Raw genomic sequence first — 18421 nt, forward strand, 5'->3', positions numbered from 1 at the left:
GTTCGAAGGAGAACCCGTGCTGTTCGACGACCTCGTGCCGGACCGCGACGCGCTCGAGCGCATCGCCACCGGCAGCACCTGGGCCGAGGGGCCCTGCTGGATCCCGTCGACCCGCACGCTGCGGTGGTCCGACATCCCCGGCGACCGGATCCTGCAGTGGCACGCGGACTCGGGGGAGACCTCGGTGTACGCGGACGGTGTCGAGTTCACCAACGGCCGCACGCTCGATCGGGACGGCAGCGTCGTGCAGTGCTCGCACGGCCTGCGTCGGGTCGAGCGTGACCGCGACGGCGTCGTCACGCCGATCGTGGACGCGTGGGACGGGGGCCGGTTCAACTCCCCGAACGACGTCGTGGTCGCGCGGGACGGCGGCGTCTGGTTCACCGACCCGGCCTACGGCATCACCCAGCCGCGTGAGGGGCACCCGGGTGTGCGCGAGTACGGCGACCACTGGGTGTTCCGGTGCGGACCGGAGGGCGAGGACCTGCGGCCCGTGGCGACCGACCTCGACGAGCCGAACGGCCTGGCCTTCGACCCGGACGAGCGGGTGCTGTACATCGCGAGCTCGTCGGGCGACGAGCCGGTCATCCGCGCCTACGACCGCCGTGGCGACCTGCTGAAGAACGGCCGGGTGTTCGCGCGGCTCGAGCCCGGAGAGGGTGCGCCGGACGGCATCCGGGTCGACGTGCACGGCAACGTCTGGTCGTCCTCCCACCACGGCGTCGTCGTGTTCGACCCCGAGGGAGCCCGGATCGGAGCGGTCGCCGTGCCGGAGGTCACGTCGAACCTGTGCTTCGGCGGCGACGACGGCACGACGCTGTTCCTGACCGCGACCACGTCGGTGTACCGGATCGCCACGACGACGCGGGACGCTGCCGTATCCTGACTCGGCCATGCAGTGCGACTACTTCGACCGCGGGGTGTGCCGGTCGTGCACGCTCATGGGCCAGCCCTACGCCGGCCAGGTCCTCGACAAGGAACTCCGCACGCGCGAACTCCTGCACGACGCGGTCGAGGCTGCCGGGGGCCCCGGAGCAGTCTCCTGGTCGCCCGCGATCACCAGCCCGGAGTCCGGGTACCGGAACAAGGCGAAGATGGTCGTGGGCGGATCCGTCCAGCACCCCACCGTCGGGATCCTCGACCACCGGCAGCGCGGGGTGGACCTGCGGCACTGCGGGATCTGCACGCCCGGCATCCGGCACGCGTTGCCCGTGCTGGCCGAGTTCGTCTCGACCGCGGGGCTGATCCCGTACGACGTCGCTGCGCGCCGGGGCGAGCTGAAGTACGTGCTGGTCACCGAGTCGCCCGACGGTGAGCTGATGATCCGCTTCGTGCTGCGCTCCGAGGGGCAGCTGCCACGGCTCCGGCAGCACCTCGACGCCCTGCGCGCCGCGCTGCCGAACGCGGTCGTGGTGACCGTCAACCTGCTGCCCGAGCACAAGGCCGTCACCGAAGGCGACCGCGAGATCGTGCTGACCGACCAGGAGACGCTGCCGATGCGGCTCGGCGGGATCACGATGCACCTGCGGCCGCAGAGCTTCTTCCAGACGAACACCGGTGTCGCGACCGAGCTGTACGCGCAGGCGACCGCCTGGATCGACGAGCTCGACCCGGCGTCGATGTGGGACCTGTACTGCGGCGTCGGCGGGTTCGCGCTGCACGCAGCCCGCCCCGGCCGCGTGGTGACCGGCATCGAGACGAGTGCCGAAGCGATCCGCTCCGCCGAGCAGTCCGCTCGTGAGGCCGGCCTCGAGGGCCTCCGGTTCGCCGCCGACGACGCGACCGAGCACGCACTCCGGGCCCGTCCGGACGCGGTGCCCGAGCTCGTCGTCGTGAACCCGCCGCGTCGCGGGATCGGCGAACGGCTGTCGACCTGGCTCGAGGAGTCGGACGTGCAGCACGTCGTGTACTCGAGCTGCAACCCGGTGACCCTGGCGAAGGACCTGGCACGCATGCCGTCGTTCCGGCTGCGTCGGGCCCGGGTGCTCGACATGTTCCCGCAGACCGGGCACCTCGAGGCCGTGACCCTGCTCGTACGGGGCTGATCCCGAGCGCGGATCGGCATTGCCAGGGAATTGCCAAGGACACGTACCCGGGTACGGCTCGATGACCATGGCCATGGGGATCTGACCGTTCAGGTTCGGGGTAGGGGTACATAGCATGCACGGGTAGAACCGTTTGTCTCGGTTTGATAACGGTCAAGAGTTTCCTATGGTTGCCGACCGAGGTGCCGCCGGCCCGATGACCACTGCCCCCGGTGGCGCACCCCCACAACTGACCGCGATCGGTCGGGGTGGGCAGTGGATTCCGCAGCAGATGCGGCTCGTGACCCCGGTGGAGCAATCACATGAAGAAGCTTTCCCGTACCCGCACCATCGTCGGTGGCCTGGCGTTCGCCGGCATCGCCGCGACCGGTGTCGGCCTCGCGGCAGCCCCCGCGAACGCAGCGTCCGGTTCGACCTGGGACCAGCTCGCGCAGTGCGAGTCCGGTGGCAACTGGGCCATCAACACCGGCAACGGCTACTACGGTGGCCTGCAGTTCAACCTCGGTACCTGGCAGGCCAACGGTGGCGCGGGCAACCCCGCCTCCGCCAGCCGCGAGGCCCAGATCGCCGTCGCCGAGCGTGTCCTCGCCTCGCAGGGCTGGGGCGCATGGCCCGCCTGCTCCGCCCAGCTCGGGCTGAGCGGCACCAGCGGTGCGGCCCCCGCCGCGGCTGCTCCGGCCCCCGCACCGGCTCCGGCCCCCGCACAGCAGGCTGCCCCGCAGCCCGCCGCACCGGCTCCTGCCGAGCAGGCCGCCCCGCAGCCGAGCACGACCGAGGCGACGCCCGCCCCGGCGGCGACCACGCCGAGCAAGCCGGCCCCGGTCAAGACGAGCGGCAAGACGTACACGATCGCCTCGGGTGACACGCTCGACACGATCGCGACGAAGCTCGGGATCGACGGTGGCTGGAAGCAGCTCTGGGCCGCGAACACGTCGACCATCGACGACGCGAACCTGATCTACGCCGGCCAGGAGCTCCAGCTCCCCGCCTGATCTCTCCGCAGACCGAACACGACGACGCCCCACGACCTCGAGTCGTGGGGCGTCGTCGTGCGTGCGGCCTCGCGGTGCCGGACTACTGCGGGTTGTCGGCGAGCCAGCCAGCGACGTCGTCGGACCGGAGCGCCTGGGACAGGGACCCGACGGCGAGCTCGTTCAGGTTCACGATCGACTGCCCGTCCGGTGACGTCCCGGAGCCCGCGGTCGGCACGGTGAAGGTCACGAGGTCGTCCGCTCGGACCGCTCGGAGCGACCACCCGAGTTCCGCCATCCGTGCGAACGAGAACCCGGCGTCGACCGACAGGTGCGCACTCGTCGCGGCCACGAAGTCCTGGATGCGCCCGGGGTTGGTGACGGTGCCACGGGACAGCAGCCCGTTCACGACGCCGCGCATGAACGCCTGCTGGTTGCGGACGCGGGTGTGGTCGGCGTCGACGAAGGAGTAGCGCTCCCGGACGAAGGCCAGTGCTGCGGCCCCGTCGAGCCGGTTCGCCCCGGCCGTGAAGTCGTGGCCGCGTGCCGAGAACGCCCGGGGGGAGTCGACCGTGACGCCGCCGAGGGCATCGGTCATGTCCTCGAACCCGGCGAAGTCGATCTCCGCCACGTGGTTGATCCGGATGTCCAGGAGCTGTTCGACGGTCTCCGTGGTGAGGGCGACACCACCCCAGGAGTAGGCCGCGTTGATCTTCGCGCGCCCGTGTCCGGGGACCTCGACCCACGAGTCGCGCATGATCGACATGAGGTACACGTGCTGTCGATCGGCGGGGACGTGCGCCAGCATCAGGGTGTCGGAGCGCCCGCCGAGCTCGGGCCGCGCGCCCTCGGGGCCGCCCTGCGCGCGAGCGTCGGATCCGATGAGCAGGATGTTCTCACCGCTGGACGTGCTCGGCCGCGCACCGCTCGGGAACGGGTCGGCGATGGTGTCGCGACCGGCGTCGAAACTCCGGGCGAGTCCGCCGACGAACACGCTCGCCACGACGGCGAGGACCAGGGCGACACCGACGAGCGAGCCGAGCGTCGCGACCAGGGCGACCAGGAACGGTCGCCGTCGCCGGGTGCTGCGACGGGGTGCGCGGAGAGTGTGTGCTGCGGCCGCCCGGGCGGCTCGGCGTTCGGACATGCGGGGGCTCCTGCGGTCAGGTCGGCACGCACCGACCACAGGATCTTATCGCATGTGGTATTTCATGAACAGTGTTTCACCCGGACGGCGGCTTGGCGAGCAGTTCGCCCAGTGCCGTCCGGAGCGCCGGGTCCTCCGGCAGGACCTCGCGCTCGATGTGCCGCGCGGTCTCCCACGCGGACCGGCCGGCGGGCGTCACGCTGACCACGCGGCGCCGACGGTCGGCGGCGTGCGGGGTGCGTTCGACGAGGCCGTCCCGCTCCATCCGCTCGAGGGTGCGCGACATCGTCTGCGGCTGGACCCGGGCCGTGCGGGCGATGGTGTCGGCGCCGGTCGGTCCGGTCCGGATGAGGATGTCGATCGCGACGACCGCGGCGTGCGAGAGCCCGATGGCGCGGAGGCGTTCGTCCCAGTCCCGTTCGACGGACCGTGCGGCCGCGGACAGCAGGCGCCCGAGGGGCCACTGCTCGGTCGTGTCCTGCATGTCGTGATTCTATGGTCGGCGAGTGCGCTCGACCGTCAAGTAATCAGCATGCTGACGATCGGTGTACGCTCACCGACGTGTCCCGCTTCCTCCGCATCGTCCTCCCCGCGCTCGTCATCGTGGTCTGGCTCGGCATCGCCTCCGTCGGCGGTCCCTTCTTCGGCAAGATCTCCGAGGTCTCCACCAACGACCAGACCTCGTTCCTGCCGGCCTCGGCCGACGCCACGAAGGTGCAGGAGCGGTCCTCCGAGTTCCGCGACGAGTCGGGGGCGCCCGCGATCATCGTCCTCGAACGCGACGGCGGCCTGACGTCGACCGACCTCGTCGACGCGAAGGCACTCGCGACGACGCTGTCCGACCGCGCCGACGTCGAGGCCGTCAGCCCGGTGATCCCGAGCGAGGACGGCGACGCGGTCGAGATCGTCGCCACGCTCACGCAGGACGCCGAGACCGGGGACGCGGTCGAGGCCATCCGCGCCGACGTCGACGATACGCTCCCGTCCGGTGTGAGCGGCTACGTCACCGGTCCCGCCGGGTTCACCGCGGACCTGACCGAGGCCTTCGCCGGCATCGACGGACTGCTGCTCGGGGTGGCGCTCGCCGCGGTGTTCGTGATCCTGATCATCGTCTACCGATCACCCCTGCTGCCCGTCCTCGTGCTCGGCACCGCCACCTTCGCCCTGTGCGCCTCGATCCTCGTGGTCTGGTGGCTCGCCAAGGCCGACATCGTGACGGTCAACGGGCAGGTGCAGGGCATCCTGTCGATCCTCGTGATCGGCGCGGCGACGGACTACGCGCTCCTGTACACCTCGCGCTTCCGCGAGGCGCTGCGCGACCACCGCACCGGTTGGGACGCGACGAAGGCCGCTCTGCGGGGGAGCCTCGAGCCGATCCTGGCCTCGGGCGGCACGGTGATCGTCGGGGTGCTCTGCCTGCTGCTCTCCGACCTCAACTCGAACAAGGCGCTCGGGCCGGTCGCGGCCATCGGCATCGCGTTCAGCCTGCTCGCCGCCCTGACACTCCTGCCCGCGCTGCTGCTCGCGTTCCGCCGCGCCGCGTTCTGGCCGCTGCGTCCCGCGTTCGGCAGCGCCCACCCCGAGCTCACCGGTCCGGATGCACGCGGCATCTGGGCGCGCGTCGGCCGGCTCGTCGCCCGTCGGTCCCGGGTGGTGTGGATCGTCTGCACGGTCGGCCTGCTCGCGATGGGCGCCGGCCTGTTCGGACTCAAGGCGGACGGGGTGCCGCAGAGCGACCTGATCATCGGGTCGTCCGAGGCCCGTGACGGTCAGGACGTGCTGGCCGACCACTTCCCGGGCGGTTCCGGCAGTCCCGCGCAGGTCATCGGCGCGGAGCGCGACCTCGGCCAGCTCGTCGACGCGATCACCGCGGTGGATGGGGTCGACGGTGTGGTCGCCGCAGCGAAGGACAGCCCCGCCGGTACCGTCCCGGTGACCGGGGACGCCGCCGGCAGCGGCACGCCGACCGTCTCCCGCGGTGACGTCCTGCTCGAGGCGACGCTGTCCGACGCCGCCGACTCGGACGCCGCCGAGCAGGCCGTCCGCGACCTCCGCACCGCCGTCGAACGCGTCGACCCTGGAGCGATCGTCGGTGGCGTCACCGCGACGGCGGTCGACACGAACGACACCGGGATCCGCGACCGCACGCTCATCATCCCCGTGGTGCTCGTCGTCATCCTGCTGATCCTGATGCTCCTGCTCCGCAGCATCGTCGCGCCGCTCGTCCTGATCGGCAGCGTGATCGTGTCCTTCGCGGCGGCCCTCGGTGTCGGAGCGCTCGTCTTCGACCACGTGTTCCACTTCCCGGGCGCGGACCCGAGCGTGCCGCTGTACTCGTTCGTGTTCCTGGTGGCACTCGGCGTCGACTACAACATCTTCCTCATGACACGGGTGCGCGAGGAGGCGCTGCGGCACGGTCCACGCGAGGGCGTCCTGCGCGGACTCGGGGTGACCGGCGGGGTGATCACGTCGGCGGGCGTCGTGCTCGCCGCCACGTTCGCCGCCCTCGGCGTGATCCCGATCCTGTTCCTCGTGCAGATCGCGTTCGTCGTCGCGTTCGGCGTCCTGCTCGACACGATCGTGGTCCGCTCACTGCTCGTGCCGGCGCTGGCCTACGACCTCGGGCACCGGGCCTGGTGGCCGTCGCGCCTCTCGCGCACGCGCCCTGACATGTGACACGCTGGACCCATGCCAGTTCCCTCGACGCAGCCCGCTGCCGAGCGCAAGCTCCTCCGTGACACGGTGCAGGACAAGATCCGAGACGCCATCATGGACGGCACGCTCGAGCCCGGGGAACGCCTCAACGACGACGACCTGATCGCCTGGCTCGGTGTCTCCCGGACGCCCATCCGCGAGGCCCTCGCCGAACTCGCCCGGGCCGGACTCATCGAGATGGCGCCGAACCGCTACACCCGGGTCGCGGCGCCGACGAAGGAAGAACTCCTCGACGCGTACCGCACCCTCGGCGTGATCTACGGCGGCGTCGTGCGGCTCGCGGTGCCCCGGTTCACGGACGCGCAGCGCAAGAAGATCGTGAAGATGCTCGACGACGTGCACGCACGGGTGAGCGCCGACGAGCAGGACAAGGTCGCGCGTGAGGGCGCCGGTATCTACGCCGTGTGGGCCGACGCGTGCGGCAACCCGTCGCTCGTGCAGCTCTGCAACTCGACGACCGACGGGCTCTCGTTCAAGCTCCGCGTGCCGGAGCTCGCCGAGCTCCTGCCGGCCGACGTGATCCTGCCCGAGCTGACGAAGCTCAAGGACGCCGTCGTCGCGAAGGACCCCATCGCTGCCGAGCTCGCCATGGAGGCGATCCACCTGCTGCCGTCGCGCGACTAGCGCGACGAGCGCGACGAGCGCGACGAGCGCGACCAGGAGACGGACGGGAGGCCCGTGGCGACGCCGCCACGGGCCTCCCGTCCGCCCGGGGTGACGGCGAGTACGGGGCGACCTTCCAGGCGCATCCCATGTCCGTTCCCCGCGCGGCGGTTATGGTTTCCCGGTGAGCAACGAACCCGAGCAGACGACCGAGCCCGCACGCCGCGGTGCCGCGACGCCGCGCCACGGGCGCCAGAAGCGACGCGCGGGCGTCGTGTTCCCGGCGGTCGCGGGAGTGCTCACCATGGCCCTCCTGCTGAGCGGCGGCTACGCGGCCTTCGCGTTCAACCGCCTGCAGAGCGGCGTCACGCACATCGACGCGATCGCCGGCACGAAGAGCCAGAAGGACGACGTCGACGGCAAGGCGCAGAACATCCTGCTCGTCGGCGACGACCACCGCCCGGACAACGCGACCCCGGAGCAGCTCGCCGAACTCAGCACCGAGGACGACGGCGGTGCGACGAACACCGACACGATGATCGTGCTGCACATCAACGCCGACGGCACCCAGGCGACGATGATCTCGTTCCCCCGCGACTCGTACGTCGACATCCCGGACGTCGGCAAGGGCAAGCTCAACAGCGCCTTCTACTACGGCACGCTCAACGGCGGTGGGGACACCGGCGGTGCGAAGATGCTCATCAAGACCATCGAGAACCTGAGCGGCCTGCAGATCGACCACTACGTCCGCGTCTCGCTGCTCGGCTTCTACCAGGTGGTCAAGGAACTCGGACCGGTCCAGGTCTGCCTGAAGCAGGCCACCAACGACCCGTACTCCGGCGTGAACCTGCCGGCGGGCAAGTCCTCGCTCAACGCGAAGGAGGCACTGTCCTTCGTGCGACAGCGCCACGGCCTGCCGAACGGCGACCTCGACCGCAACGTGCGGCAGCAGTACTTCCTGTCGCAGGAGGCCCGGAAGGTCCTGTCGGCGGGCACGCTGCTCAACCCGGTGAAGATGAACAACATCCTCGGCGCCATCGGTGACTCGATCCAGACCGACACCGACCTGGTGTCCTTGGCGTCGCAGATGCGCAACCTCCGGCCCGGCAACATCCAGTCCGCCACGATCCCGACGCTCGGCACGCCGACCATCTACGCGAACGGCTCCGCCCTGTCGATCGTCGAGGTCGACACCGTCGGTCTGCCCGCCTTCGTGCAGGGCCTGGTCGGCGAACCCGAGGCGTACACGAAGGCCGGCCGCGCGCAGCCCGCGAACACCTCGGTCACCGTCGTGAACGGCAGCGGGGTCCAGGGTGCCGCGGCGGCTGCGGGGCAGGTCCTGACCGCCCGTGGGTTCCAGGTCGCCCCGCCCGGCTCGTCCGCGACCACGAAGACCACCCAGGTGCAGTACCCCGCCGGCCAGGAGTCGCAGGCGAAGGCCGTCGCGTCCGCAGTGCCCGGTGCCGTCGCCGTCCGGACCGCCGCGGTCACCGGTGTCACGCTGGTGCTCGGCACCGACGGCGCGACCGTGAAGCCGATCGCGACCGAGCCGAGCGCCGGGGCATCGACGCCGTCGACCGGCGGTTCGAGCACGGACTCGAAGCCGACGAAGCAGCCCGCGAAGGAACCGTCGCCCAAGTCGACCGACGTGCACAACTACGGCAACGACAGCACCTGCATCTACTGATGGGAACCTGCCGGGCAACCGGTCGGTAGGTTCACGGTGTGACCAGCGCCGCACGCCCGATCGTCCTGATGACCTACAACATCAAGAACCCGGACCCCGCGCACGACTGGCCGGCCCGCCTGCCGGTCGTGCTCGACCTCATCCGCCGACACGACCCCGACCTGCTGTGCGTGCAGGAGGCCTTCGCGCACCAGATGGACGACCTGCGTGCCGGGCTGCCCGACCACGCCGACGTCGGGCAGGGGCGCGAGGGCGGCGACGCCGGCGAACACGCGGCCGTCTTCTACCGCCGCGACCGGTTCCGTCCGTCCGACGAGGGGTCGTTCTGGCTGTCGGACACCCCGGACGAACCCGTCTCGAACACCTGGGGCAGCCTGTACCCGCGGATCGCGAACCACGCCCGGTTCCTCGACGCCGAAGGGCCCGCGTTCACCCTGCTCACCACGCACCTGGACCACGAGCCCGGCCCGCACGGCGACGAGGTGCGCGGTCGGAGCGCCGCCCTCATCGCCGAACGACTCGCGAGCGCCACCGGCCCGGTCGTGTTCGCGGGCGACTGCAACGAACCCGCGGGCAGCGGGACGGCCTCGCGGGTGTTCGCCGAGGCCGGGTTCGCCGACGCCTGGCTCGCCGCGGGGGACCCCGCCGACCGCACCGCCACGTTCAACGACTGGCAGCCGCCGGTCGATTCGGGCGAGCGGATCGACTGGGTGCTCACCCGAGACGTCAGCGCCGTGGACCGCGTCGTGATCGACCACGACGGCCCCGAGACCTGGTTCGCCAGCGACCACTTCCCGGTGATCGCGACGCTGCGGATCTGAGTCGCCTCAGCAGCTCCGCGCTCTGCTCGCTGTCAGCAGCTCCGCGCTCTGCTCGCTGTCAGCAGCTCCGCTGCGCGTGGACGGGCATCGGTGAACCGAGCACCGTGACGGTCGTCTCGTTCGTCAGGGCGGAGACCCCGTTGGTGCCGACGTCGTCGGAGTGCTTGCCCGACTCGTCGTCGTCGTTCTCGTCGTCGTGCCGGTCGGCCCAGCCCTCGCGGAGCAGGAGCTGCCAGGCGCGCGAGTCGTCCGAGCCGAAGGAGACCCGCTCCGAGCGGGGGGCGTCGGCGATCTCGTCCGCGATGTCGTCGCCCACCCGGACACCGCCCGGGCCGGTCAGCTCGATCCGCTTGCCGAGCACGCTGCGGACCGAGTCGCGCAGCACCCGGATCTCGACCGCGTTGCCGGCCGCCGCGTCGGTCGCCAGGGCTGCGACGCGGAGGGCGCCGCCCCAGGTGTAGGTGGTGCTGGCGGGGAAGCACGCCCCGCCGTCGCCCTCGGCCGTCTGTGTGCGCGAGGGGGTGCCGAGCAGGCGGTTCAGCACGCTCACGGTGAGTCCGGAGTCGCGCATCGAGGACTTCACCACGGTGTCGTCGCCGTTCCGGAGCACCAGGGCCTCGGCGTCGAGCTCGATCGAGTCCACCCGGCGGAGTTCCGCCTTCGTCACGTGCACCGGAGCGGCGTCGTGCGAGGTCTCGGCGGCCACGGCGACGTCCGCCCCGAGCCCGGTGGTGCCGTCGAACGTGAGCGCACCGGCCGAGAAGGCCAGCACGGCGGCGCCGAGCGCCAGCAGGGTCCGAGGAGTCACCGTTCGACGGTAGGGCCTCGACCGGGACAGAACGACAGGTGTTACCGAATCGGAGCCTGCCCGTCACCGGACCGTGACAAACGAGGATCACGCACCTGCCGGCCCTGGAGTGTTGCGGCCGGCGGGCGCAGGCCGCTCTGCGCAACGGGGGACAGCCTCCTGGACGGCCCGCAGCGACCCCCTGCGTACCGTCGGCGACATGACGGACCAGCAGAACGACCAGACCGGGCCTGACCAGTACGTGATGCAGGACCCCACGAAGATGTACGCCGACAAGAAGCCCGACGAGCAGTACCTCGAGGGTGCCGGCACCGACGCGGAGATGGCGCAGAACGTCCCCGCAGACCACGGTGAGGACACCTACCGCGGCTCGGGTCGTCTGACCGGACGCAAGGCGCTCGTCACCGGTGGCGACTCCGGCATCGGTGCCGCCGTGGCCATCGCCTACGCCCGCGAGGGCGCGGACGTCGCGATCTCGTACCTGCCCGAGGAGCAGGAGGACGCCGACCGCATCGTCGGGCTCATCGAGGCCGCCGGACGCAAGGCCGTCGCGCTGCCGGGCGACATCACCTCGCTCGAGGTCTGCGAGCAGCTCGTGGCCGACGCGGTCGAGCAGCTCGGTGGCCTCGACATCCTGGTGAACAACGCCGGCAAGCAGCAGAACGTCGACGACATCACCAAGATCTCCGACGAGGAGTTCGACGAGACCTTCAAGACGAACGCCTACGCGACGTTCCGGATCACGAAGGCCGCCGTGCCACACCTGCAGCCCGGCTCCACGATCATCAACACGACGTCGATCCAGGCGTACGCCCCGTCGCCGCACCTGGTGCACTACGCGGCCACGAAGGCGACCGTGAACAACCTGGCGAAGGGTCTGGCGGCGCAGCTGGCGCCGAAGGGGATCCGCGTCAACGCGGTCGCCCCCGGCCCGATCTGGACGCCGCTGCAGCCGGCCGGCGGCCAGCCACCGGAGGCGCTGCCGAGCGCGGGCGAGCAGACCTACCTGGGTCGCTGGGGGCAGCCGGCCGAGCTCGCGCCGGCCTACGTGTTCCTGGCGAGCGGTGAGTCGTCGTACGTCGTGGGCGAGACGCTGCACGTCGACGGCGGGATGCCGACGCCGTAGGGCGCCTGTTCCTGACGGGGACCTGACGGGAGGCGCGGTGCCGGCGGGTACCGCGCCTTCCGTCGTCCGTGTGGTCGGGTCGACGGCTCCTGGTCGCGTCGACTGCTCCTGGTCACGTCGGCGGGTCCGCTCCGGATCCGGGTCGTGGCGTCAGCAGCTGACTGAGCGAGCCATCCGCTCGAGGAGCTCGCGTGCCGACATCGCGGCGGCCAGCTCGACCTCGACGGGGTTGATGCCGATCGCCCGCTCGAACGCGCGACGGCGGGCCTGGTCGGCGATCGGCACCTCGGGGCGCTGGGGCAGCACGGCGATGGCTCGCGCCGCCGCCTCGAACGCACCGGCGGGACGTCCGAGCTGTTCCCACATGGCCCGGACGTCGTGCGCCACCTGATCGGGGTCGCCGCCGAACTCGAAGCCGGTCGAGGCCATGGTCGCGAGTCCCTGGGCAGTGGGGTCGTTCGGGGTCATGCCGGCATGGTCGCACGGACGGCCGCGAACCGGCTCGACGTCGTGGCCTGTCCCCCCTTGTGCCGACACCCGTACCGGGGATTCTGGTGTCCCCCGTTCTGCGTTTGGATGGAGGTGCCCCGGACCCGGGGTGACGCGGACAGGACGTCCGGGGACGACGGAGGGCACGATGCTCGAACACACCAGCGCCGACACGCAGGCCGCCGCGGCCGCCGCGGCCACGCTGCACCTGCGGATCACGATCGTGGGTGCCACCGTCGACCTGCTCCGGGACGTCCCCTTCCACGAAGCCCGGCCCGTGCAGGTCGCCGAGCGGATGGGCATCAGCGTCGCCGAGCTGGAGCAGCACTTCCCGTCGTGGGACGGCCTGGTCCTCGCCGCGCTCGACCGCTGGAACGGCGCCCGGATGGACGAGGTCACGCACGAGGTCGGTGACGGCTCGACCGTGGACCTGCTCCGCGCCATCGTCGCCTCGAACGCCGAGGACCCGGCCCTGATGCGCCTGCTCGTCGCCCTGCTGTCCGTCGCGGGCAACCCGGCGCACCCGATGGCGACCTACCTGCGGTCGCGGTACCAGCTCTTCTTCGCCCAGATCAAGCGCGGCCTGGAACACGACGTCGCCATCGGCCGTGCCCCGCACACGATGGACCCCCGCCGCGGCGCCGAGCAGCTCATCGCCCTGTACGAGGGGCTGCAACTGCAGGCCCTGCTGCGCGCCGAGCTCGACCTGGTGGCGGCGTTCGACCGCGCGGTCGCCCGGCTCGAGCGCGGCTGGATGGAGCGGTACGAGCCGCAGGCCGCCCGCCGTCTGGCGATGTGGGACGACGACGACTCGGGCAGCTGGGAGATCTGACCGGCGGTTCGTCCGCGGAGCGCGTTCCCCGCGCCGTCGTGCAGCGCCCCCCGGGTAGTCCGGGAGTCGCAACCTGACGGAAGGAACCGACATGGCAGCACCGAACCCCATCCAGGTCCAGAAGTACCTGAGCGGCATCGACTACCCGGCGTCCAAGGACGACGTGGTCTCGACGGCCGAGCAGGAGGGCGCCCCGGACGATGTCCTCGAGGCGCTCCGCGCGATCCCGGACGGCGAGTACGACGCCCCGACCGCGGTGTCGAGCGCGGTGTCCGACGCCGGCTGAGCGCGGCACGCCCACTCGGTGAGCAGCAGCGGTCGGGTGCGTTGACCGCACCCGACCGCTGCTGCTCACGAAGCGCAGCTCACGAAGTGCCCCCGGAGCGTGACCCGCGCGGCACCGACCCGTCGCCGGGGTCGTACCCGGTGTCACGGATGACGCGGAGCGCCGTGGTGTCGTTGTGGACCGAGTGCACGACGACCCGACGCGTCCGGCGGAGCGCTCGACGGGCACCGGGTGTCGCGAAGAGCCCGCCGAGCACCAGACCTGCGCCGATCCCGAGTGCCACGGACACCGCCGCCACGAAGTCGAGCGCCGCGCTCGACGACCCGGACATGAAGTTCAGCAGGGCGTTCGACACGGCGACACCGGGCAGCAGTGCCCCGCAGAACGCCGGCACCGCGATCGCCGCCACGGCCGTGCGCATCCGGACGGCCGCGTAGGTCGAGAGCACTCCGAGCAGCACCGCCGCCAGGAACGTCGCCCCGAGCAGCGGCAGCCCGGCCTGCCGCAGCGCCCACAGCGCGGCACCGGCGGCGACCGAGAACACCACGGCGACGGGGATCACCCGGGCGCTCGCCTGCTGCACGAAGCAGTTCGCGCCCGCCGACACGACGGTCAGCGACAGCGACGCCCAGAGCGGCAGGGTCTGCGTCACGATGCCGGACGGGTCGACCTCGATCTGCAGCCAGTGCGTCATCGCGATCCCGGCCGGCACCCCGACCACGATCGCCGCGATGACCAGCCCGATGTAGAACGCCCGGGCCACGGCCATCGCCCGGAACCCCGAGATGGCGTCCTGCGCCCAGGTCACCAGGGACGGGTGCGGCAGCAGGAGCACCACGAGCGCCGCCACCATCGTCGCGGCGCCGTTCGCGTTGAGCACGCCGGCCCAGATGGCCAGCGTGCCGATCGCCGACGCCACCGCGCCCTGCGCCCCGGACACGAAGAACTGCGGGTACCCCCGGTCGGTCAGCCAGCGTCCGGAGACGATGATCCCGAGCATCAGCACGAACGCCCCGAGTCCCGCACGCCACCCGCCGCCTGCCTGCACGGCGATCGAGATGCCGAGGATCGACAGGCCGACGTCGGACAGCCACATCGGCCACCGAGGCGGGAGCCGCAGCACGGCGACCAGGGCGTTCACCGCCGAGGTCATGTCACGGTCGTCGTGGATCAGGTCGTCGACGATCTGGTTCGCCCGCGCGAGCTTGTCGAGGTCGGAGCCGTCCGAGCGCACGGTCCGGACCTTGACGAGCGGCGGGACGTCGGCCGGGGCGTACTGGATCGTCACCGAGCTGCCGGAGAAGTCGAGGTCGAGCGGTGCGAGGTTCCACTTCGTCGAGACCGCGACGACGGCCGTCTCGACGCTGCGGGTGTCGGCACCGGAGGCGAGCATGACCTCGGCCAGGTCGAGGCAGAAGTCGACGATCTGGGTCGCCGTGTACTGGTCACGCCCCTTGGCGTCGGGCTCGACGTGCTCGTAGATCGTCCCGCGCAGGCGGGCCCGTGCGTCGCGCAGGTCGTGCTGCGCGAGACTGCGGCGGCGTGGCCGGGGCGGGCGGCCCGGCTTGTGCGGGCCCGGGGGGTGCTGCTCGGCCATCACGCCATGGTGCCAGTCGACGGCGGCCGAGTCCGGACGTCCGCTGGACGCGTTCGGATCAGCCCCGGCGGCGCGTGCTCAGACGACCGAGGGCGAAGGCCGCGACGACCGCGCCCACCAGCACGAGGACCGGTCCGGCCGTCAGCTGCCACGGTCGGCCGTTGGCGACGAACGCGTAGTCGGACAGCGGGGCGTACGCGAACCACCCGAAGGACGACGGCGGAGCCGTCAGGACGAACACGATCCCGACGACGACGGCCAGCAGGCCGAGCCAGAGGGCGACGAGGGTCGGGGTGGCGAGGAATCGGGGCACGGCAATCAGCGTAGGTGGACGACGGACGGGAGGCCCGTGGCGGGGTCGCCACGGGCCTCCCGTCCGTCACGTGGTGACGGTTCCTGCGTTCCGCGCCTACTGCTCGAAGGTCGCGTGCAGCGTGATCTCGACGCCGGTCAGCGCCTTGCTCACGGGGCAGGTCGCCTTGGCGTCCTCGGCGGCCTTGAGGAAGGCCGCCTCGTCGATGCCGGAGACCTCACCGCTGACGGTCAGGACGATGCCGGTGAGTCGGAAGCCGCCGGCCGGGTCCGGGCCGAGCGAGACGTCGGCCTTGACGTCGAGGGCCTCGACCGTGCCGCCGGCCTCGCCGAGGACCGCGGAGAACTGCATGGCGTAGCAGGCCGAGTGTGCGGCGGCGATGAGCTCCTCGGGGCTCGTGGTGCCCCCGGCGTCCTCGGCGGTGCGCTTCGGGAACGAGACGTCGTACGTGCCGACCTTCGAGCTCGAGAGTTCGACCTGGCCGGAACCGTCCTCGAGGCCGCCGTTCCAGGCGGTGCGTGCGGTGCGAGTGGGCATGCCCGCTCCTTTCGTGTGGGGGAGCGGCCCCGAACGGGACCACCGCTCCTGAGTCAATCGGAGAACGATCGTTCTCGCAACGGGCTCACGGCGAAGACGCAGGATCGCGAGACTCCCGCACCTTCCACCTGCGAGGGACGTAGGCGGCAGTCGCTTGTGCCGACCGAATTGTTTCTCGTGGAACGAACTAGGACAATCTCGCGAGAGGGAGCACTGGCCCTCGTCGAAGGATTCCGATCAACTGAAGAGAAGTGCTGCCACGCTGGGGCGCCTCCTTGCTACGGGTTAATTTGCTCACGAAGTGCCCGTCTTCGAAATCCAGAACCGTGATATTTTGCTTCAAACGTGAGCCGGAGAATTGGCTCAAGTCAAGCATGTAAGCCTCCGAACGGCTTCCGGCCTCATGCGCGTCGGACACGCCGCTATCAATCAGGTGAATGAGGCGAACATCCATGAGATCCGTGAGGAGTGAATAAAGTTTCGGAGCCGCTTCTTTATCCCGATATCCGACGAGGAAGTAGGTGAAGGATTGTTCGTTGAGGCAGAAGTCTCGCACGGCAGCGAGGGTTGCAAGCGTACGCTCAGCGACGCCGCTGTTCGCGGCCATATCCTCCTCGAGTTCATTGATCTTGGCCGACGCGGCGTCGCCCGCCGCCTGATTTACGTCCTGAACGCCCGTCGCTCGCGCCTTCGGGCGACGTAATGCTCGGTTGATAGCGCTAACCGCAAGGACCATGTAGTCACGGGGCACCGCACCTGAGGCGAGTACAAGGCGATCGAGCGCAGATCGGTTGAAGACCCTCGCGAGAGTCGGGATGCCGACGCGTCGCGCGTATTCGGCGAGGATTCCTTCGAGAAATTCGCTTGCCTTTTCCGGGTCCTGCAGGGTTACGTCAAGATCAATCAGATCTGCGTCCTGACCACTTTGCAAACCCGTGGGGGGAGAGGCCTGCCACCAATTTGTCAGGTGACGGATTGAAGCTATTTTCATCCAGATGTTTGCGTCCCGGAAAGCCCCGTGTAGCATGTCTAAGATTGTCGGTTGAGCATCCCGGGGCATGTAATAAAAATCGTCCACAAAAACAACCACACGACGGCCTTCGATATCGAGGAAGGCAGACAGGGCACGCTGAACCCGTGGGACAACTCGTTGCGCCTCCTCGATGCTCGTTTCATCGCGAGAGAGCATGGACCGAATCTGCTCATGCATTTCATTCACAGCGAGCGTGAGTGAGGATCGCGGAGAAACTGTCCGCCGACCAGCAATCACCGAGCTCAGCACGTCGGCGATGACGAATAGGAAGACCCGCTGCGGCGTCTCATGGCGGAGTGTTTGGATGTTGGTCCAGGAATCGATTGCTGCCTCGGAAACGATCTGGCGACGTGCTTCCATAAGCAGGGCTGATTTTCCAGCCCCGCGTCGACCGAAAACCAGATGGTGCCGACTTGCGGTGACTGTCGAAAGACTTGCGCGTGCGTCCGGAACATAGACGAGACTGGGCTCGGCGCTAGAAACTCTCGATTTCGCACTTATCAGGCGAAGAAGTTCAGCTACCTTTGGATCCTGCATGCCCTCGAATTTAGGAGCAGCCGCCACTTCGTTCGTTCCACTTTTTCGGACAACGAGGAAGTAGGTGACACCGAACGCGCTCTTGAGCGCACTTTCGATCGCGTCCGACATCTCGACAAGCGAAAGGAAGTCCGCGGGGCTTACGTAAACCAGGACGTTTACTTCGTCGGGAAAATTCTTGAACTCTATGCGTGCAGGGGTAATCCCTGCCGGACCAAGCAGGCCCTCGATGATGTGCGACGCGGTTTCTTCATTTACATCGATCATGCGTGGGAGTTTCCTTTTGCTCGGATATAGGCGCGGGCTTCTAGAACGAATGGTTTCGCGACGGGCCCAAGTCCGCGAACAATATTTCGAAAGTAGGACTGATTCGACGGATATTGATCGTAGTCAGCCTCGTTGCGAAGCGCACGCGCATCCTTCAAGTCGTTCGCGGCAATCGTCCGGGAGGGAAAGTCATGAGGGACGCCCTTTACCGAAAGGACCGTGTGTTGTTCGTGGTCATCACCACCGTGGAACTGGAAGGCGGCGGCGCGCATGGCGTGATACATTGCGTAATAGTACCGAGCTATTGCCGGGCGGCTAAGGTCGGATCGCGAACGCTCCATTCGCTCTGCCATGAGGATGAATGAATCCGCCAAAGCGAGTCGGTCGGCAACTGTGCGAGCAAGAACGTCGTCGAGTGAAGCCCCGAAGGCCGTTTCGTGGGCGACGCCTTCCTTGAACAGTTCGACTTGTTTAGTTGTCAGCTTCGTTATGCGTTGAAGCCTGGTTTCCTGGCTCGTGAGCACGAATCCCCCTCTGCTGATGAGCTAGCCACTTGCCAGCCTAGGGCACGAGGTAGCGACCGAGTCTTCGTTCTTCAAGGCAGTCT

19 protein-coding genes are annotated in these 18421 nt (G+C 69.6%); 10 read left to right on the top strand and 9 right to left on the bottom strand.

Going from position 1 to position 18421, the window contains the following annotated elements; translation table 11 throughout:
* Nucleotides 1-19 precede the first annotated feature (19 nt).
* The 3 genes from ACZZ9K_RS12080 (at nt 20) to ACZZ9K_RS12090 (ending at nt 3037) form a co-directional block, all read left to right on the top strand.
* Nucleotides 20-886, top strand: coding sequence for an SMP-30/gluconolactonase/LRE family protein (locus tag ACZZ9K_RS12080; RefSeq protein WP_216852218.1), 867 nt, complete (start codon nt 20-22; stop codon nt 884-886).
* Between the two features lie 7 nt (nt 887-893).
* Nucleotides 894-2045: a 23S rRNA (uracil(747)-C(5))-methyltransferase RlmC gene (rlmC, locus tag ACZZ9K_RS12085; protein ID WP_463444162.1), complete on the top strand. Its 1152-nt coding sequence runs from the start codon at nt 894-896 to the stop codon at nt 2043-2045.
* Nucleotides 2046-2347: 302 nt separating this feature from the next.
* Nucleotides 2348-3037 carry a transglycosylase family protein gene (locus ACZZ9K_RS12090; protein WP_463444163.1) on the top strand — a complete coding sequence of 230 codons (690 nt, stop codon included), beginning with the start codon at nt 2348-2350 and terminating at the stop codon, nt 3035-3037.
* An 82-nt stretch (nt 3038-3119) separates the two neighbouring features.
* On the opposite strand, the gene ACZZ9K_RS12095 is transcribed toward ACZZ9K_RS12090, so the two are convergent.
* Together ACZZ9K_RS12095 and ACZZ9K_RS12100 are read right to left on the bottom strand one after the other, a co-directional pair.
* Entirely contained in the window at nt 3120-4163 is a 1044-nt protein-coding gene (locus ACZZ9K_RS12095) for an LCP family protein (protein WP_463444164.1), read from the bottom strand.
* Between the two features lie 76 nt (nt 4164-4239).
* Nucleotides 4240-4647, bottom strand: a complete 408-nt coding sequence (locus ACZZ9K_RS12100; protein WP_463444165.1) for a MarR family winged helix-turn-helix transcriptional regulator — start codon at nt 4645-4647, stop codon at nt 4240-4242.
* 77 nt (nt 4648-4724) lie between these two features.
* Here ACZZ9K_RS12100 and ACZZ9K_RS12105 point away from each other — a divergent pair, with 77 nt between their 5' ends.
* The 4 genes from ACZZ9K_RS12105 to ACZZ9K_RS12120 all read left to right on the top strand — a co-directional run bounded on the left by ACZZ9K_RS12105 (nt 4725) and on the right by ACZZ9K_RS12120 (nt 9989).
* A complete protein-coding gene (locus ACZZ9K_RS12105; protein WP_463444166.1) occupies nt 4725-6839 on the top strand; it encodes an MMPL family transporter in 2115 nt (704 codons plus the stop codon).
* Nucleotides 6840-6851: 12 nt separating this feature from the next.
* Nucleotides 6852-7502 (top strand): GntR family transcriptional regulator, encoded by a 651-nt coding sequence (locus tag ACZZ9K_RS12110; protein WP_349847365.1) that lies wholly within the window; start codon nt 6852-6854, stop codon nt 7500-7502.
* Nucleotides 7503-7665: 163 nt separating this feature from the next.
* Complete coding sequence (locus ACZZ9K_RS12115; RefSeq protein WP_463444167.1) at nt 7666-9168, top strand: LCP family protein; 1503 nt, start codon at nt 7666-7668, stop codon at nt 9166-9168.
* 38 nt (nt 9169-9206) lie between these two features.
* The gene (locus tag ACZZ9K_RS12120) at nt 9207-9989 is read left to right on the top strand and encodes an endonuclease/exonuclease/phosphatase family protein (RefSeq protein ID WP_463444168.1); all 783 of its coding nucleotides are present in this window, start codon (nt 9207-9209) and stop codon (nt 9987-9989) included.
* A 58-nt stretch (nt 9990-10047) separates the two neighbouring features.
* On the opposite strand, the gene ACZZ9K_RS12125 is transcribed toward ACZZ9K_RS12120, so the two are convergent.
* The gene (locus tag ACZZ9K_RS12125; protein ID WP_463444169.1) at nt 10048-10797 is read right to left on the bottom strand and encodes a hypothetical protein; all 750 of its coding nucleotides are present in this window, start codon (nt 10795-10797) and stop codon (nt 10048-10050) included.
* 199 nt (nt 10798-10996) lie between these two features.
* Here ACZZ9K_RS12125 and ACZZ9K_RS12130 point away from each other — a divergent pair, with 199 nt between their 5' ends.
* Nucleotides 10997-11923 (top strand): SDR family oxidoreductase, encoded by a 927-nt coding sequence (locus tag ACZZ9K_RS12130; RefSeq protein WP_027467175.1) that lies wholly within the window; start codon nt 10997-10999, stop codon nt 11921-11923.
* 150 nt (nt 11924-12073) lie between these two features.
* Here the strand turns inward: ACZZ9K_RS12130 and ACZZ9K_RS12135 are convergent, their stop codons facing one another.
* Nucleotides 12074-12391, bottom strand: a complete 318-nt coding sequence (locus ACZZ9K_RS12135; RefSeq protein ID WP_138802373.1) for a hypothetical protein — start codon at nt 12389-12391, stop codon at nt 12074-12076.
* A 169-nt stretch (nt 12392-12560) separates the two neighbouring features.
* On the opposite strand from ACZZ9K_RS12135, the gene ACZZ9K_RS12140 reads away from it, so the two are divergent.
* Both ACZZ9K_RS12140 and ACZZ9K_RS12145 read left to right on the top strand, forming a co-directional pair.
* A complete protein-coding gene (locus ACZZ9K_RS12140) occupies nt 12561-13244 on the top strand; it encodes a TetR/AcrR family transcriptional regulator (protein WP_027467173.1) in 684 nt (227 codons plus the stop codon).
* 91 nt (nt 13245-13335) lie between these two features.
* Nucleotides 13336-13530: a DUF2795 domain-containing protein gene (locus tag ACZZ9K_RS12145; protein ID WP_027467172.1), complete on the top strand. Its 195-nt coding sequence runs from the start codon at nt 13336-13338 to the stop codon at nt 13528-13530.
* A 79-nt stretch (nt 13531-13609) separates the two neighbouring features.
* Here the strand turns inward: ACZZ9K_RS12145 and ACZZ9K_RS12150 are convergent, their stop codons facing one another.
* From ACZZ9K_RS12150 to ACZZ9K_RS12170, 5 genes are all read right to left on the bottom strand, one after another.
* Entirely contained in the window at nt 13610-15127 is a 1518-nt protein-coding gene (locus ACZZ9K_RS12150) for a threonine/serine exporter family protein (RefSeq protein ID WP_035809647.1), read from the bottom strand.
* A 58-nt stretch (nt 15128-15185) separates the two neighbouring features.
* Complete coding sequence (locus ACZZ9K_RS12155) at nt 15186-15440, bottom strand: hypothetical protein (RefSeq protein ID WP_138802375.1); 255 nt, start codon at nt 15438-15440, stop codon at nt 15186-15188.
* 96 nt (nt 15441-15536) lie between these two features.
* Nucleotides 15537-15977 (bottom strand): OsmC family peroxiredoxin, encoded by a 441-nt coding sequence (locus ACZZ9K_RS12160; RefSeq protein WP_027467170.1) that lies wholly within the window; start codon nt 15975-15977, stop codon nt 15537-15539.
* A gap of 187 nt (nt 15978-16164) precedes the next feature.
* Nucleotides 16165-17814 (bottom strand): hypothetical protein, encoded by a 1650-nt coding sequence (locus ACZZ9K_RS12165; protein ID WP_463444170.1) that lies wholly within the window; start codon nt 17812-17814, stop codon nt 16165-16167.
* Nucleotides 17811-18338 carry a hypothetical protein gene (locus ACZZ9K_RS12170; RefSeq protein WP_463444171.1) on the bottom strand — a complete coding sequence of 176 codons (528 nt, stop codon included), beginning with the start codon at nt 18336-18338 and terminating at the stop codon, nt 17811-17813. Before ACZZ9K_RS12170 ends, ACZZ9K_RS12165 begins: the two co-directional genes overlap by 4 nt.
* Between the last annotated feature and the right edge of the window lie 83 nt (nt 18339-18421).

This window comes from Curtobacterium sp. AC268, assembly GCF_979258745.1.